At 71.9% G+C, this 15,837-nt stretch carries 11 protein-coding genes; 4 read left to right on the top strand and 7 right to left on the bottom strand.

Features of this window, described 5'->3' with window-relative positions; translation table 11 throughout:
- From smpB to ftsE, 4 genes are all read right to left on the bottom strand, one after another.
- Positions 1–474 (bottom strand): SsrA-binding protein SmpB, encoded by a 474-nt coding sequence (smpB, locus tag ACA514_RS13965; RefSeq protein ID WP_375041528.1) that lies wholly within the window; start codon positions 472–474, stop codon positions 1–3.
- Between the two features lie 5 nt (positions 475–479).
- On the bottom strand, positions 480–1,649 hold the full coding sequence (locus tag ACA514_RS13970) for a S41 family peptidase (RefSeq protein ID WP_375041529.1): 1,170 nt from the start codon (positions 1,647–1,649) through the stop codon (positions 480–482).
- Positions 1,650–1,703: 54 nt separating this feature from the next.
- Positions 1,704–2,609, bottom strand: a complete 906-nt coding sequence (gene ftsX / locus ACA514_RS13975) for a permease-like cell division protein FtsX (RefSeq protein WP_375041530.1) — start codon at positions 2,607–2,609, stop codon at positions 1,704–1,706.
- Between the two features lie 261 nt (positions 2,610–2,870).
- Complete coding sequence (ftsE, locus tag ACA514_RS13980) at positions 2,871–3,560, bottom strand: cell division ATP-binding protein FtsE (protein ID WP_151541270.1); 690 nt, start codon at positions 3,558–3,560, stop codon at positions 2,871–2,873.
- A 462-nt stretch (positions 3,561–4,022) separates the two neighbouring features.
- Between ftsE and ACA514_RS13985 the strand changes: the two genes are divergently transcribed.
- Entirely contained in the window at positions 4,023–4,208 is a 186-nt protein-coding gene (locus ACA514_RS13985) for a hypothetical protein (RefSeq protein WP_375041531.1), read from the top strand.
- Between the two features lie 27 nt (positions 4,209–4,235).
- On the opposite strand, the gene ACA514_RS13990 is transcribed toward ACA514_RS13985, so the two are convergent.
- Positions 4,236–5,297: a hypothetical protein gene (locus tag ACA514_RS13990; protein ID WP_375041532.1), complete on the bottom strand. Its 1,062-nt coding sequence runs from the start codon at positions 5,295–5,297 to the stop codon at positions 4,236–4,238.
- A gap of 125 nt (positions 5,298–5,422) precedes the next feature.
- Between ACA514_RS13990 and prfB the strand changes: the two genes are divergently transcribed.
- From prfB to ACA514_RS14005, 3 genes are all read left to right on the top strand, one after another.
- Positions 5,423–6,538, top strand: a complete 1,116-nt coding sequence (prfB, locus tag ACA514_RS13995; RefSeq protein WP_375041533.1) for a peptide chain release factor 2 — start codon at positions 5,423–5,425, stop codon at positions 6,536–6,538.
- Between the two features lie 132 nt (positions 6,539–6,670).
- Positions 6,671–7,660, top strand: coding sequence for a hypothetical protein (locus ACA514_RS14000; protein WP_375041534.1), 990 nt, complete (start codon positions 6,671–6,673; stop codon positions 7,658–7,660).
- Positions 7,661–7,822: 162 nt separating this feature from the next.
- Entirely contained in the window at positions 7,823–8,737 is a 915-nt protein-coding gene (locus tag ACA514_RS14005; RefSeq protein WP_375041535.1) for a hypothetical protein, read from the top strand.
- Between the two features lie 79 nt (positions 8,738–8,816).
- Here ACA514_RS14005 and ACA514_RS14010 read toward each other — a convergent pair whose 3' ends face one another.
- Complete coding sequence (locus ACA514_RS14010) at positions 8,817–13,697, bottom strand: NAD-glutamate dehydrogenase (RefSeq protein ID WP_375041536.1); 4,881 nt, start codon at positions 13,695–13,697, stop codon at positions 8,817–8,819.
- Between the two features lie 343 nt (positions 13,698–14,040).
- Positions 14,041–15,591, bottom strand: coding sequence for a serine/threonine-protein kinase (locus tag ACA514_RS14015; RefSeq protein ID WP_375041537.1), 1,551 nt, complete (start codon positions 15,589–15,591; stop codon positions 14,041–14,043).
- Between the last annotated feature and the right edge of the window lie 246 nt (positions 15,592–15,837).

Genomic DNA, 15,837 nt, shown 5'->3' on the forward strand with positions numbered 1-15,837 from the left:
TCACCGTCTCCTGAACCGGGCGGCCGCCGCCTTCTGCATCTCCCGGTCGGCTTCCCGCTTGGCGATGGCCTGGCGCTTGTCGTAGGCCTTCTTACCACGGGCCAGGCCGATCTCGACCTTGGCCTTGCCGTCCTTGAAGTACAGCGACAGCGGGATGAGCGTCCAGCCGGGCTCGGACGACTTGGCGATGATCTTCTGGATCTCGCGCCGGTTCAGCAGCAGCTTGCGGCGGCGGCGCGGCGCGTGGTTGGTCCAGGTGCCCTGCGTGTACTCGGGGATGTGCACGTTCTCCAGCCACACCTCGCCGTCCATCACGTGGGCGTAGCCGTCGGCGAGGGAGGCGCGGCCGGCGCGCAGCGCCTTGACCTCGGTGCCCATCAGCACCATGCCCGCCTCCCACGTGTCGTCGATGTGGTAGTCGTAGCGGGCACGCTTGTTCTGGGCGATGAGCTTGCGCCCTGTGTCGCGTGGCACTGTGATCAGTCCTTGTCCGGCGTCGTCGCGAGCAGGCCGCGCAGCACGCTCCGGCCGCGCTGCTCGGCCACTGAGGGAGGGCGGTCGGCGGAGACCGCCACGTCGGGCTCGATCCCGACCCCGTCGAGGTTACGGCCGCCCGGGGTGCGGTAGCGACCCACGGTCAGCTCGATCGCCGACCCGTCGGAGAGCCGGACGGACTCCTGCACCGAGCCCTTCCCGTACGTACGCGATCCTATGATCACCGCGCGGTCCCGGTCGCGCAGGGACCCGGCGACCACCTCGGCGGCGCTGGCGGTCCCGGCGTCGACCAGCACGACGAGCGGGGTCCGCGCGTCGCCCGGCGCGGTCACCGTGCGCCGCTGGGCGGGCCGGCCGCGCGGTTCGTAGGTCACGACGAGCCCGCCGGGCAGGAACGCCGACGCCGTCTCGACCGCCTCGTCGAGCAGGCCGCCGGGGTCGCCGCGCAGGTCGAGCATGATCCCGCCGGACGGGGCGCCGGACGGCGACCGCCCGGCCACCGCGTCGCGGACCTGCCGCCCGGTGCCGCGGGTGAACGCGCCGACCCGGATCAGCCGGACGTGCCCTGGCAGATCGGTCACGGTGACGTCGCCTCCGGAGACGGGGGTGCGAACGAGATGGAACTCCTCTGTCCGACGCCCGCGCAGCACGGTGAGTTCGACCGCCGCGCCAGGACGCCCGCGCAGCGCCCGGCCGACGCGGGTCACGTCCCAGCCGGCCGCGGGGCTCCCGCCGACGCGGGCGACCACGTCGCCGGCCAGGACCCCGGCGCGGGCGGCGGGGGTGCCCGGCTGGACGCTCGCGACCCGCACCCGGGGGTCGCCGTCGGCGCTGCCGAGCCACAGCCCGACGCCGCTGTAGCGGCCGTTCAGCCGGCCCTCCATGTCGTCGTAGCCGGCGGCCGGGTAGTAGCGGGCCCACCGGTCGCCGAGGCCGCGGAGCATACCCTCGATGGCGGCGCGGTCGAGGTCGCCGCGGCCGACCGGATGCGCGGCCCGGCCGCCGATCTTCGCGGCGGCCTCGTCCAGCACCGACCCGCCCGCGGCGGCCCGGCGGTCCGGGCGGCCCTCGCCGCTCAGCACCCCGAGCCCGTAGGCGCACAGGATCGCGGCGGCGACGGCGGCGCCGCGCAGCAGGCGGCCTGGGGCGGACATGTCGGCCAGTGTAAAACCGCGGACGCCCGGTCCCGCCGGACTTGCGGCGGTCCGCTAGATCTTCAGGTATCTGCGCAGCGTCAGGAACGAGGACGCGGCACAGAGCAGCACGCCGAAGCAGATCGACACGATGATCACCATGATCACCTGGAACCAGCCGAGCTGGCTGACGAGCTGCACCGTCCCGGCCAGCCGGTCGATCAGCAGTTTCTTGCTGACCACCAGCAGCACCGAGGCGAACAGCCCGCCGATCAGGCCCGCGATCGCGCCCTCCAGGATGAAGGGCAGCTGGATATAGGTGTTCGACGCGCCGACCAGCCGCATGATCCCGGTCTCCCGGCGCCGGTTGAACGCCGACAGCCGGACCGTGTTCCCGACCAGCAGCACCGAGGCGATCACCTGGATCAGCGCGATGCCCAGCGCCGCCGCCTGCAGGCCGTTCAGGATCTTGAAGAACTTCTTCAGGATCTGCTGCTCGTTGATCACCGTGTCGACGCCGGGTCTCGCCAGCATCGCCTGCGCGACCGGTTTGTACTCCTCGGGGTTCTTCAGCTTCACCCGGAACGAGTCCGGGATGTCGCCCTCACGGGTGCTCTGCACGAACCCGGGCGAGCCGGAGAAGCGGTCCTTGAACCGGGAGTACGCCTGCTGCTTGGTCTCGTACTGGACGTCGGAGACGTTCGCCATCTTCTGCAGCTGCTGCTTGATCGACGCGCGCTGCGCGTCGGTGACGTCCTGCTTCTGGCAGTTGGCGTTGGAACTGGTCTTCGCGCACAGGAAGATCGAGACCTCGATCTTGTCGTACCAGTAGTCCTTGGACGCGGCCACCTGCTGGCGCAGCAGCAGTCCGGTGCCGAAGAGCGCCATGGCGATGGCGACGGTGATGACCAGTGAGATCGTCATCGTCAGGTTCCGGCGGAGACCGATCCAGATCTCCTGCATAACGAACTGTACGCGCATGCCTCGCTGTCCTTGATCGCCTGTGACCCGCCGCCGGCACGGGCGCCGCGGTGCGGACCCGGACGGGCGTTTCCCTGCCTCTGCCCGAGTCGTACGCCCGGTGGGCTTCGTCGGTTCAAATGGCCGCCGCTGGAGGGGCCCGCGGCGGTGGCCCTTCGGGCCGTGGTCGGTGGGGGCTCGTGCCGGCCGGTCCGTCCGGACCGGGTCAGTACAGCCGGGGAGGAGCGGCCTCCCTCACCCCCGGGGCCGGCTTCGCCGGAATCAATACGCCTGCCCGTACACGCCGCGGGACTGGTCGCGGACGACCCGCCCGTCCTCCAGTTCGACGACGCGCTTGCGGAACGCGTCGACGATGGCGGCGTCGTGCGTGGCCATGACGACGGTGGTGCCGGTCCGGTTGATCCGGTCCAGCACCTTCATGATGCCGATCGAGGTCGCGGGGTCGATGTTCCCCGTCGGCTCGTCGGCCAGCAGGATCATCGGCCGGTTGACGAACGCCCGCGCGATCGCGACGCGCTGCTGCTCGCCGCCGGACAGCTCGTCCGGCATCCGGTGGGCCTTGCCCTCCAGGCCGACCAGGTCGATGACCTCGGGGACGACCTTGCCGATGAACCGCCGCGGCTTGCCGATCACCTCGAGGGCGAACGCGACGTTCTCGAAGACGTTCTTGTTGGGGAGCAGCCGGAAGTCCTGGAAGACGCAGCCGATCCTGCGGCGCAGGTGCGGCACCTTCCAGTTGCTCAGCCTGCTCAGGTCCTTGCCCGCCACGTGCACGTGACCCTGGGACGGGCGCTCCTCCTTGAGGATGAGGCGCAGGAAGGTCGACTTCCCGGACCCGGACGGGCCCACCAGGAACAGGAACTCGCCCTTCTCGATGCCGACGTTCACATGCTGAAGGGCGGGCCTGTTCTGGCTCGGGTAGACCTTGGTGACGTTGTCGAAATTGATCACGGCTGCATCACGGCGGTTCAGTCTAGGGGTTGGGGAGCGGCCCGGCCGGTGACCGCGGACCGGCCGTCCGCGCTCGGTGGCTCGTGCCGCCCGGCTCCGCGACCAGGGGGGCCGTGGAACCTTCGAGCAGTGTAGAGGGGACAGTCAACTACCTCGTCCCGCTCCGTGGGGTGGGAACGCCCGGGGCCCGCCGCGTTCAACGGCGTGTCGCGCGCGGACGGGACGACGGCGCGGGCGGTGCCGCGCGGGGCCCCGACCTGTCCGTGCTGTGTCATGTACCGTCTCCCGACGTCCGGCCGTTTCATGCCGTCAAGCTCCCGGACTTGCCGGAACGACCATACAGTCCGGCTACGCTGGATGATGGCGAAAGATACCTAATAGGTCGACGATCGACGTTATCCCCGCACGGAGCCGCGTACCGTTCGCGGGGACGTGCCGTTCACGGAGATTGGGGCCCACGACATGAGCTGCGAACATCTCATCTGCGCTCAGTGCTCGAATCCGGTGGTCGAGGGACGCTGCCCCACCTGCCGCGCCGCGCGCGCCGAACTTCACGAGCACGGCCCCTCGGTGCCGCCCGCGGTCGTGCTGGCCGTCCTCGTGGGCCTGCTGTTCGCGGCCCTGGTCCTGCAGCGCGTCTACGGCTGACAGAGGAATTCGCCCGAGCGAGGCGCGTCAGGGCTTCTTGATCGGCGGGGTGGCGGCCTTGGAGATCGCGCCGTCGTCCGCCACGAGCCCGGCCTTCGGCTGCGGCTTGCCCTTCTTGGCGCGCGGCGGGTCGTAGGCCGCGAACTGGAGCGTCGCCGTGGTGTCGATCTCCTGGCCCTCGACGGTGCCGTCCAGCAGGTGCTCGGCCTCCTTGGGGATCTCCGGCTTCACCGACGGCGCCTGGCCCACGAGGGCCTCGTTGCGGAACAGCGAGTACAGGACCAGCCCGCCGCCGTTCTTCGTCCGCAGCCCGAAGTAGGGATAAGGCGTGGCGGTGTAGACGACGGTGAGGGTGAGGTCGTCGTCCTTGGCCTTCTTCTTGGCGCGCTTGGTCTGCTGGTAGTAGCCGGACGTGAGCGGACCGGTCTCCATCACCTTGGCGGCCACGCTGCCGGCGCCCTCGGCGGCCATGGTCGCCTGGATCCCGCCGACGTCGCGCGGGCGGATCAGCACCTTCGAGTCGTCCGAACTCAGCGCCTCGGCGTAGCCGTCCGGATCCAGCTGGATCTTCGGCAACTCGGCCTTGGGCGCGAGCATCGTCGCCAGCGTCAGATGCCAGCCGTCGGCCGGGCCGCGCAGGATGAACCCCATGAGCGCGGTCTCCTTGCTCTTCTTCTCGCCCGGCACCGACCGGTCCACCGACGCGACGAACCACTGCGGGTACGCGTCGGCCTTCAGCTTCGGCACGTACAGCTTCGGCTTGCCGTAGGAGAAGCGGCGGACCGGGTCGCCGTCGAAGGCCGCCTTGCGGAACTCGGCGGCGGTGAGCAGGGACTGCCCGTCGGACGTCCAGGTCAGCGCCAGCCGCTCGTCGGCGGCGGCGCGCGCCACGTCCTCGTCGGTGATGTAGGTCTGGAACGCCTTGCGCGCGACGTCCGGGGTCAGCGCCACCGGCTGCGGCGGGGTCGTCGTGGGCACCGTCGGGGTGGGGCGGGCTTCGGGTTTGCCCTTGCCGTCGGCGCAGCCCGCGGCCGTGAGCGGCGGCACCAGCAGCATGGCGGCCGCCACCACCCGCGCGATCTTCCGCAACGACCCGCTCCCCCGGCACCGATGTCCGCCGGTCGTGCGCGACCGGCCTTCCGGCCCGTGATTCTGCCATCCGCGGCCCGGCGCCGGGCGTCCGGGCACTGCCTGCGCGGCGATAAGCTCGGTACGTGGCAGGCATCGAACCGGAAGAGCAGCTCAAGGAGCTCGGCTCGACCCTCGCGGGCATCGAGCAGGTCCTGGACCTCGACGGCATGCGGCGTGACATCGCCGAGCTGCGCGAGCAGTCGGCCGACCCCGGTCTGTGGGACGACCAGGAGCGCGCCCAGTCGGTGACGCGCCGCCTGTCGTACCTGGAGAGCGAGCTCGGCCGGGTCGAGGGGCTGCGGCAGCGGCTGGACGACGCCGCCACCCTGTACGAGATGGCGCAGGAGATGGACGACGCCGACACCCGTACGGAGGCCGACGACGAGCTGGCGGCGCTGCACAAGGCGATCCAGCAGCTCGAGGTCCGCACCCTGATGTCGGGCGAGTACGACGCCCGGGAGGCGCTGGTCACCATCAACGCCCAGGCCGGCGGCGTGGACGCGGCCGACTGGGCGCAGCAGCTCCAGCGGATGTACCTGCGCTGGGCGGAGCGGCACGGCTACCCCACGGAGATCTACGAGACGTCCTTCGCCGAAGAGGCGGGGATCAAGTCGACGACGTTCACCGTGAAGGCGCCCTACGCCTACGGGACGCTGCGCGGCGAGCACGGCACGCACCGGCTGGTGCGGATCTCCCCGTTCGACAACGCGGCCCGCCGGCAGACCTCGTTCGCGGGCCTGGACGTCGTGCCGGTGGTGGAGCAGAGCGACCACGTCGACATCGACGAGAGCGAACTGCGGGTGGACGTGTACCGCTCGTCCGGCCCCGGCGGCCAGGGCGTCAACACCACCGACTCGGCGGTGCGGATCACCCACATCCCGACCGGGATCGTGGTGTCCTGCCAGAACGAGCGCAGCCAGCTGCAGAACAAGGCCACGGCGATGAACGTGCTGCAGGCCAAGCTGCTGGAGCGCAAGCGGCAGGAGGAGGCGGACAAGATGTCCGCGCTGCGCGGTGAGGGCACCAGCAGCTGGGGCACGCAGATCCGCAACTACGTGCTGCACCCGTACCAGATCGTCAAGGACCTGCGCACCGGCGTGGAGGTCGGCAACCCGACCGCGGTGCTGGACGGCGACATCGACGAGTTCATCGAGGCCGAGATCCGCTGGATGCGCCAGCAGGAGACCTCCGCCTCCTGACCGGTCTCCCGGGGCGCACCTGGCCTCGGGGTGAGGTCGCCGTGCGACTTTCCGCATTCGGGGAGTGACTGCTCGGTCACTCTGCGAGTATCTCCCGTGGACCGGATCACCGACTCCACCACGGGGGGCTGCATGCCCGCACGCATCGTCACGTCCACGGCCCTGTCGGCCGCCCTGTCGGCCTGCCTGCTGGCCGGCGCCGCGCTGGCCGCGGCCGGGTGCGACGACAACACCTCGTCGGCCGGCGTGGGCCCGCCGGCGCTGACCAAGCAGCAGGCCGGGCAGGTGCTGGCCGCCTACGCCACCGCGGTGAACCGCGCGGGGAGGCGGCTGGACGGCAAGGCGCTGCCCGGCATCGAGGGCGATCCGCAGCTGTCCATGGACGATGCCGCCCTGAAGCTGCGGCGCGTCATCCGGCAGCGGCCGCCGGCGATGAAGTTCACGCACACGACGTTCTACGTCCCGCGGCTGCACGGGTACCCGCACTGGTTCGCCGCCGACTCGATCACCGGCAAGGGGAAGCAGACGCTGCGGCACGCGCTGCTGTTCACGCAGGCCAAGGCGGGGGCGCCGTGGCTGCTGGCCGCCGACCCCTACCCGACGGACGCGGCGCTGAGCAGGGTGGCGCTCGACCCGGACGGGTACGCGACGCCGGTGGACGCCGGCGACAAGGGCCTGCCCGTCGCGCCCGGCAAGCTGCCCGCCGCGCACGCCGCGCTGCTGACCGGCGGCCCGTCCGCGCCGGGGGCGTCCGCGCTCGCGAAGGGGCCGAAGACCACCGAGACCTACGCCGCGCTGAAGCAGGGCGAGCAGGCGCTGGCGAAGCGGGGCGTCACGCTGACCTCGAAGTTCTCGGCGGCACCGTACGCGGTGTACGCGCTGCGCACCAAGGACCGCGGCGCGCTGGTCTGGTACGTCGTGAAGCAGAACGAGGCGTATTCCGCCGCGAAACGGGGCACGCTGGCAGTGAGCGGTGATCTCACCGGGCTCGCCCCGGCGGCGTCCGCCAGGACGCACATGGACACGACCGTCCTGGTGCAGTACCTGGCCACCGTTCCGCCCAAGGGCCGCGCGGCGGTCACCGGCATGTACCGCAAGGCGATCTCCGCCCACGGTTCCTGATCTCCGTCGGGTGCCGGGCCGTCCCGCTCTTCTCGACCGCTGCAGTGGGACGGACCCGGCATCCGACGGGCCTTCTCCGGTCTCGGCGGGCACCCTCGCCGGAGCACCGCGTTCTTCTACACTGGCGCGACATATTCGCCATTTCGTCCGCCGAGGTGGGAAGTGCGCCGAGCGCCCCGCATGGCCCTGGCCGTGGTCCTGGCCGGCTCCGCCGTCCTCGCCTCGGCCTGCTCCGGCGGCGACGCGGCCGGCGGGACGGCCCCGAGAACGCCGGCCGGGTCACCGGCGGTCGGCGCCGACGAGTCGCTGACGGTGCTGCGCGACTGGACGGACCGGCACAACAAGGCCATCACGTCCGGCGACGAGAAGCTCTGGCGCGACACCGTGACCGGCGCCCTCGCCGCGCCGGTGACGGCCCGCGTCCACACCTACGGCCGGCTGCCGGAGTCCGCGACGATCTCCCTGGCGAACCCGGTGCTGTACGTGCCGCGCCGGCCGGACTACCCGAAATGGTTCGGGATGGCCGCGCTGGAACGCTCGGACGGCAAGGACCAGCAGGTCCTCGGCGTGTTCGTGAAGACCGGCGCGAAGGACGGCTGGCGCGCCGCGCACTGGCTCACCTTCCAGGGCGGCGCCCCCGACCTCGCCCACGACGCCGAGGGCTACGCGATCCCCGCCCCCGACCGGGGCCTGCCCGCCGCGCACGCGAACTATCTGGCCAAGGGCGACACCGGCGGGCTGGTCCCGGACACCTTCTCGGCGAACGCCCGCACGGGCGAGCAGGGCGACTGGAAGGTGGAGCCGGGCGGGTTCAGGCCCGGTCCCGGCCCGTCCTACGCCCTGCGCACCAGCGACGGCGGCTCCCTCGTCTGGTACGGGCTGACGCAGGACGCGACGCTCACCGGCGGCACGGAGCGGGGCCTGCCCGCCGAGGTCCGCGATTTCCTCGCCAAGGACGACCGGAAGCCCGGCGGGACCGTCCACGTGTCATGGCAGTGGCTCGCCATCGGCTACGCCCCGCCGTCCGGCAAGGGCCGCGTCCTCGGCGAGTCCGTCTCCCTGACCACCGCCCGCTGACCACGGCCCGCTGACCACCGCCCGCTGACCTGCGGCGTGTCGCCTGAGGACGGCACGCCGCAAGGCGAACACCCTTCGGTCAGGCCTCGGTGGAGGGGAGGGAGCTGGCGGTGACCAGGGTGCGGATCGAGCCGAGGGCCACCGACAGCGTCGCGAGGTCGAAGCTGTCGCTCTCCCAGATCTCGCTGAGCGTCTGCTGGGCGCGCTGCACCGCGGTCTTGTTCTTCTCCGCCCAGTGCGCCATCCGCGCCTCGGGCTGCCCGCCGGGCTCGCTCGTCACCAGGACGTCGCGGGTGAGGGCGGCGTGCGCGGCGTACAGGTCGTCGCGGAGCGCGGAGCGGGCCATGGACCGCCACCGGTCGTCGCGCGGCAGCGCCACGACCCGGTCGCGCAGCCGGGCCAGCTGCAGCCGGTCGGCGAGGTCGAAGTACACCTCGGCGACCTCCTCCACCGGACGTCCCGACTCGTGCGCGATGCCGACCAGGTCGAACGTCGAGTACGCGGTGACCAGCATCGCGCACTGCTCGGCCAGCTCGTCGGGCACGCCGCGCTCGGCGAAGCCGTCCCGGCGCTGCTCGAACGCCTGCAGGTCCAGGCCGACCAGCAGCTTCGGCAGCTGCGCGGTGAGCGTGGCGGCGCCGGCGGCGAAGAAGTCGATCGTCTCGCGGATGTCGAACGGGGGCCGCCGGTTGTGCAGCAGCCAGCGGGCGCCGCGCTCGGTCAGCTTGCGCGCCTCCAGCAGCATCGCGACCTGCGTGGACTCCGCCACCTGGTGCGACAGCCGCTCCACCGACCGCCAGAACCGCGGCATCGCGAACACCTCGCGGGCCACCAGGTAGGCGCGGGCGATGTCCGACGACGACGCCCCGGTCTCCTCGTTCAGCCGGAACACGAACGTGGTGCCGCTGTTGTTGACCAGGTCGTTCACCACCCCGGTGGTGATGATCTCGCGGCGCAGCGGGTGCCGGTCCATGTAGGTCCGGAACCGCTCGCGCAGCGGCGTCGGGAAGTAGTCGACCAGCCAGGACGCCAGGTAGGGGTCGTCGGGCAGGTCGGAGGCGACGATCTCGTGGTCCAGGGTGAGCTTGGAGTAGGCGAGCAGCACCGAGAACTCGGGGCTGGTGAGCCCGAGCCCGGACTGCCGCCGCTCGGCGATGGCCTTGTCGTCCGGCAGGAACTCCAGGCGCCGCTTCAGCCGCCCGTCGCGCTCCAGCTTGCGCATGTACCGGGCGTGGACGTGCAGCATCGCGGGCGCCTGCGCGCGGGACGCGGCGAGCACCACGTTCTGCGCGTAGTTGTCGGGCAGCACCAGCCGCGCGACCTCGTCGGTCATCTCGTAGAGCAGGGTGTCGCGCTGCTTGCGGGTCAGCTCGCCGTCCCGCACGACCTGGTCGAGCAGGATCTTGATGTTGACCTCGTGGTCGGAGGTGTCGACGCCGGCGGAGTTGTCGATGAAGTCGGTGTTCACCAGCCCGCCGGTGCGCGCGTACTCGATCCGGCCGAGCTGGGTCATGCCGAGGTTGCCGCCCTCGCCGATGACCTTGCAGCGCAGCTCCTCGCCGTTCACCCGCACCAGGTCGTTGGCCTTGTCGCCGACGTCGGCGTTGTTCTCCGCCGACGCCTTGACGTAGGTGCCGATGCCGCCGTTCCACAGCAGGTCGACCGGCGCCTTCAGCGCCGCGTTGATCAGCTCGTACGGCGCCATGGCCTTCACCGAGGCGTCGAGGCCGAGCGCCGCCCGCACCTGCGGGGTGATCCGGATCGACTTGGCGGTGCGCGGGTGCACGCCGCCGCCCCTGGAGATCAGCGAGGTGTCGTAGTCGGCCCAGGTGCTGCGCGGCAGCTCGAACATCCGGCGCCGCTCGGCGAACGAGGCCGCCGGGTCGGGGTCGGGGTCGAGGAAGATGTGCCGGTGGTCGAACGCGCAGACCAGCTTGATGTGCTCCGACAGCAGCATCCCGTTGCCGAACACGTCGCCGGACATGTCGCCGACGCCGACGACGGTGAAGTCCTCCCGCTGGACGTCCTTGCCGAGGGAGCGGAAGTGGTATTTCACCGACTCCCACGCACCGCGCGCGGTGATGCCCATCGCCTTGTGGTCGTAGCCGACGGACCCGCCGGACGCGAACGCGTCGCCGAGCCAGAACCCGTACTCGGCGGCGACGCCGTTGGCGATGTCGGAGAACGTCGCGGTGCCCTTGTCGGCCGCGACGACCAGGTAGGTGTCGTCGCCGTCGTGGCGGACCACGTTCGGCGGCGGGACGACCTTGCCGTCCACCAGGTTGTCGGTGACGTCGAGGAGCCCGGAGATGAAGTCCTTGTAGCAGGCGATGCCGGCCTGCAGCCACGCCTCGCGGTCGACGGCCGGGTCGGGCAGCTGCTTGCCGACGAACCCGCCCTTCGCGCCCGCCGGGACGATCACGGTGTTCTTCACCGCCTGCGCCTTGACCAGGCCGAGGATCTCGGTGCGGAAGTCCTCGCGCCGGTCCGACCAGCGCAGCCCGCCGCGCGCGACGGACCCGAACCGCAGGTGCACGCCCTCGACCTTCGGCGAGTACACGAAGATCTCGTAGGTGGGGCGCGGCTGCGGCAGGTCCGGGATGCCCTCCGGGTCGAACTTCATCGACAGGTACGGCTTGTGCTGGTAGTGGTTCGTCCGCAGCGTCGCCTGGACGAGCGCGAGGTAGGCGCGCAGGATGCGGTCCTCGTCGAGGCTGGCGACCTCGTCGAGCATCCCGTGCAGTTCCTCGATGATGGCGAGGCTGCGCTCCTCCTCGCCGCCCGCCAGCGCCGGGTCGAGGCGGCTCTCCCACAGCCGCACCAGCAGCCGGGTGATGGCGGAGTTGCGCAGCAGCACCTGCTCGATGTACCGCTTGGAGAACGTCGTGCCCGTCTGCCGCAGGTACAGGGCGTAGGCGCGCAGGATCATCGCCTGCCACCAGTTCAGCCCCACGTGCAGGACGAGCGCGTTGAACCCGTCGTTCTCGATCCGGCCCTCCCACAGCGCGGTGAAGGCGTCCTGGAACAGGCCCTTGATGGCCTCCTCGGGGACGTCTCCCGGCGGCGCGTACCGCAGCCCCAGGTCGTAGACCCAGTACCGCTGCCCGTCGGAGGTGTTGACCTCGTACGGGCGCTCGTCGACGACCTCGACGCCCATGTTCGTCATCAGCGGCAGCACCCGCGACAGCGAGATCGGCTCGCCGAGCCGGTAGATCTTCAGCCGCCGCTCGCCGGGCCCGGCGCTGAACGGCTCGTACAGGTTGATCGAGGTGTCGTTGTCATCGGTGAGGTCGTCGAGGAAGCGCAGGTCGGCGACCGCGGTGCGGGCGGGGAAGTCGGCCTTGTAGCCGTCGGGGAAGGCGTCGCCGTAGCGGCGGGCGAGCGTCCCGGACCGCTCCTCGCCGCACTGCTCCACGATCGCGTCGGCCAGGTCGTCCTCCCAGGAGCGGGTCGCCGCGGCGAGCCGTCCCTCCAGGCCGTCCACGTCCACGTCGGGCAGCGGGCGGCCCCGCTCGCCGCGCACCACCACGTGCAGGCGCGCCAGCAGCGACTCCGTCACGTTCGCGCTGTAGTCGACGCTGACGCCCTCGAACGCCCGGCGCAGGATCTCCTGGATGCGCAGCCGGATCTTGGTGGTGTAGCGGTCGCGGGGCAGGTACACCATGCACGACATGAACCGGCCGTACAGGTCCTTGCGCAGGAACAGCTTCAGCTGGCGGCGCTCGCGCAGCCGCAGCACGCCGAGCGAGATCCTCAGCAGGTCGTCGACGGAGATCTGGAACAGCTCGTCGCGCGGGTAGCTCTCCAGGATCTCGATGAGGTCCTGGCCGTCGTAGCTGTCCGGGGTGAATCCGGCGCGCTCCAGCACCTCGTCGAGCTTGCGCTTCAGGACGGGCACGTGCGAGATGGACTCGCTGTAGGCGACGTGCGTGAACAGGCCGAGGAAGCGGCGCTCGCCGACGACCTCCCCGCGCTCGTCGAACTTCTTGACGCCGATGTAGTCCAGGTACAGGCCGCGGTGGACGGTGGAACGCGAGTTCGCCTTCGTCAGGATCAGCAGCCGCCTCTCGGTGGCCTTCTCGCGCACCTCCGGCGGCAGCGCCGCGAAGCTGTCGGACTCGCGCTTGTCGTTGCGCAGGATGCCGAGGCCGGTGCCGGGTTCGGGGCGCAGGCCGAGGTTGCTCCGGTCCTCCACGTCGTCGGCGGCGGTCGGGCCGTCCTCCACCAGCGTGTAGTCGCGGTAGCCGAGGAAGGTGAAGTGGCCGTCGGCCAGCCACTCGAGCAGCTCGACGCCCTCGGCGAGCTCCTTTTCCGGCAGCGGCGGCGCCGCGTCCCGGATGGCCGCGGCGATCTCCACCGCCCGCGCCCGCATCTTCGGCTCGTCCTCGACCGCGACCCGCACGTCGTGCAGCACGCGGATCAGGTCCTTCTCCAGCCGCTCCAGCATCGCCCGGTCGCTGGTACGGTCCACCTCGATGTGGATCCACGACTCGTCGATGTCGGACGGGCTGTCGTGCTTGCCGCGGAACGCCCGCAGATGTCCAGCGACGTCGCGGTCGACCCCGAGCAGCGGGTGCACGATCAGGTGGGTGGCGAGCTGGTGCCGGGTCAGCTCCATCGTGACCGAGTCGACCAGGAACGGCATGTCGTCGGTGACGACCTGCACGACCGTGTGGCCGGGGTCCCAGCCGTACTCCTCGAGCGTCGGGGTGAACACCCGGACCTTCGCGCGCCCCTGCGGCCGCTCCTCGCCGAGCGCCCGGTGCGCCATGGCGGGGCCGCAGATGTCGGCGGGATCGCGGGCGAGCAGGTCCTCCGGCGCGACGTGGCGGTAGTAGAGCCGGAGGTAGGCGGCGGACTCCTCGACGTCCCCCGCCGAACGCGCCCCCGGCCGCTGGGCGCATGTCTCCGCCGCCCTCCGGAGCAGATCGTCCTTCGCCTGATCGAGCTTGCCGCCCATCACCAACAACTCTCCCCTAGAGACACTTCGCCACCTCGTTGTGGCGCCGCTCACTTGCGCCAGCGTAGACCAGGAAATCCCCCAAAGCCGACCTGCCAGTCCGCCAGGTCAGCGTGGCTTTGCCCACCTTGCCAGGCGGTGCGAGGCCTTCGCCCGGTGATCGCCGAAGTCCGCGCGGGACCGGTCGCCCCGGACGCGCGACGGTGGCCGGCGCGCCCGGCGGACGCCGGTTCCGGCGCCGGTGCGGGCGGTCCGTCGGCGATTCCGGCGGTGCGTCCGGGGTTCCGGCGGCGCGGGTCGCGGATCACCGGCGCGGCGGCGGTTCCGGCGGTGTGCCCGCGGGTCAGCCGCTCGGCGTCGCCGACGGGGTCGGGGGCGGTTCCTCGGTGGGGGTGGGCGGGGTCGGGTCGGGGCTCTCGGTGGTGTGGGTGGGCTCCGGGCCGTCCGGGGTCGACGGCGTCACCGACGGCGTGTCGGTCGGGGCCGGGCTGTCGGTCGCCGTCTCGCCCGTCGTGGGCGACGGGCTGTAGGACGGCTCGGTCGCCTGCCGGGTCGGCTCCTGCGAGGTCGGCACCGACAAGCTGGGCACCGTGTCGGACGGCTGCGGCGCCCGGCTCGGGTCGCCGACCTTCTCCCCCGCCTTGCCCTTGTGGCCGGAGCCCAGCGCGAGCACCGCGGACATCACGACGATCGCCACGAACAGCGCGGCGGCGCCCGCCAGCACGGCCGACCGGCTCGACCCGGTGAGCGAGCGGCGCAGCGCGGCGATGCCTCCTCCGCCCGCGCCCGCGCCGACGCCCGGGGCGCGGTCGGGCGGCAGGGTGTCGGCCGCGTTCTCCGCGGCCCACTCGGCGGGCGTCGGCAGCAGCCGGGGCTCGGTACCGGACGGGTCGGCCGCGTGACGGCCTCCGGGCGCCGCCCCCGCGTCCGACTCGTAGGCGGCGGGCTCGTAGGCGGCGGGCTCGTAGACGTCGTCGGCCTGCGCGGGCGCGAAGTCCTCGTCGCCGATCTCGGCGGCCAGCACCGAGCCGGCCTCGAGCATGGCGGTCTCGTCGGTGTTGCCGATCGGAGCCGCCTCGACGGGCGCCTCCTCGTGTCCCAGCAGGCGCATCAGCACCTGGCGGGCCGGCGGGCGGCGCGCCGCGTCCTTCTCCAGGCAGTCGGCCACCAGGGCGCGCAGCGGGCCGCTCAGGTCGCCGAGGTCGGGTTCCTCGTGCAGGATCCGGTTGATGACGGCGGGGATGGTGTCCTGGCCGAACGGCGGCTCGCCGGTCGCCGCGAACACCAGCGTGGCGGCCCAGCAGAACACGTCCGCCGCGGTGCCCACGTCGTCGCCGCTGATCTGCTCGGGCGCCATGTACGAGGGCGTGCCGATCACGCGGCTGGTCAGCGTGGTGCCGCCGCTGATCGCCCGGGCCACGCCGAAGTCGATCACGCGCGGGCCGTCCGGGCCGATCAGCACGTTGTGCGGCTTGAAGTCGCGGTGGATGATCTTGGCCTGGTGGATCGCGGACAGCGCGGTCGCGGTGCCCACCGCGAGCCGGTCCAGCGCGGCGCCGCGCACCGGCCCGTCCTGCGTGACGAGCTGGTTCAGCGACGGGCCCGGCACGTACTCGCTGACGATGTAGGGCAGGTCGCCGTCGACGTCGGCGTCCAGCACCTGCGCCGTGCAGAACGGCGCGACCCGCTTGGCCACCTCCAGCTCGCGCAGGAAGCGCGCGCGGGCCTTGTCGTCGGAGGTCAGCTCGGCGTGCAGCAGCTTGACGGCGACCTGCCGGCCGTCCTCGTCGGCACCGAGGAACACCGCGCCCTGCCCGCCCTCGCCCACCCGGCCGACCAGGGCGTAGCGGCCAAGCCGCTCCGGGTCCCCGGACCGCAGCGCCCCAACCTCCATGCGTGGAACCGTCCCTCTCTCGTCGACGGGCCGAACGGACCACGGGCCGAATTCTCGCAGACCAGCGCTCCGATAGTGGGACGCGCGAGGCCGTTGGGAAGTTCACCCGGCCATGCGACCTTACGGCGCGATCTGACCCGCTGCTTCCGATCAGACGCATTTGGGCCGAGCGACCACCCTAATGCTCACGCGCCCCGGGCGACACCGGGTCGGCACGGTCGGCGCGGAACGTTCCGGACGCGCCCC

It is taken from the genome of Actinomadura sp. NTSP31 (genome assembly GCF_041951385.1).
GTDB classification, from domain to species: Bacteria; Actinomycetota; Actinomycetes; order Streptosporangiales; family Streptosporangiaceae; genus Spirillospora; species Spirillospora napierensis.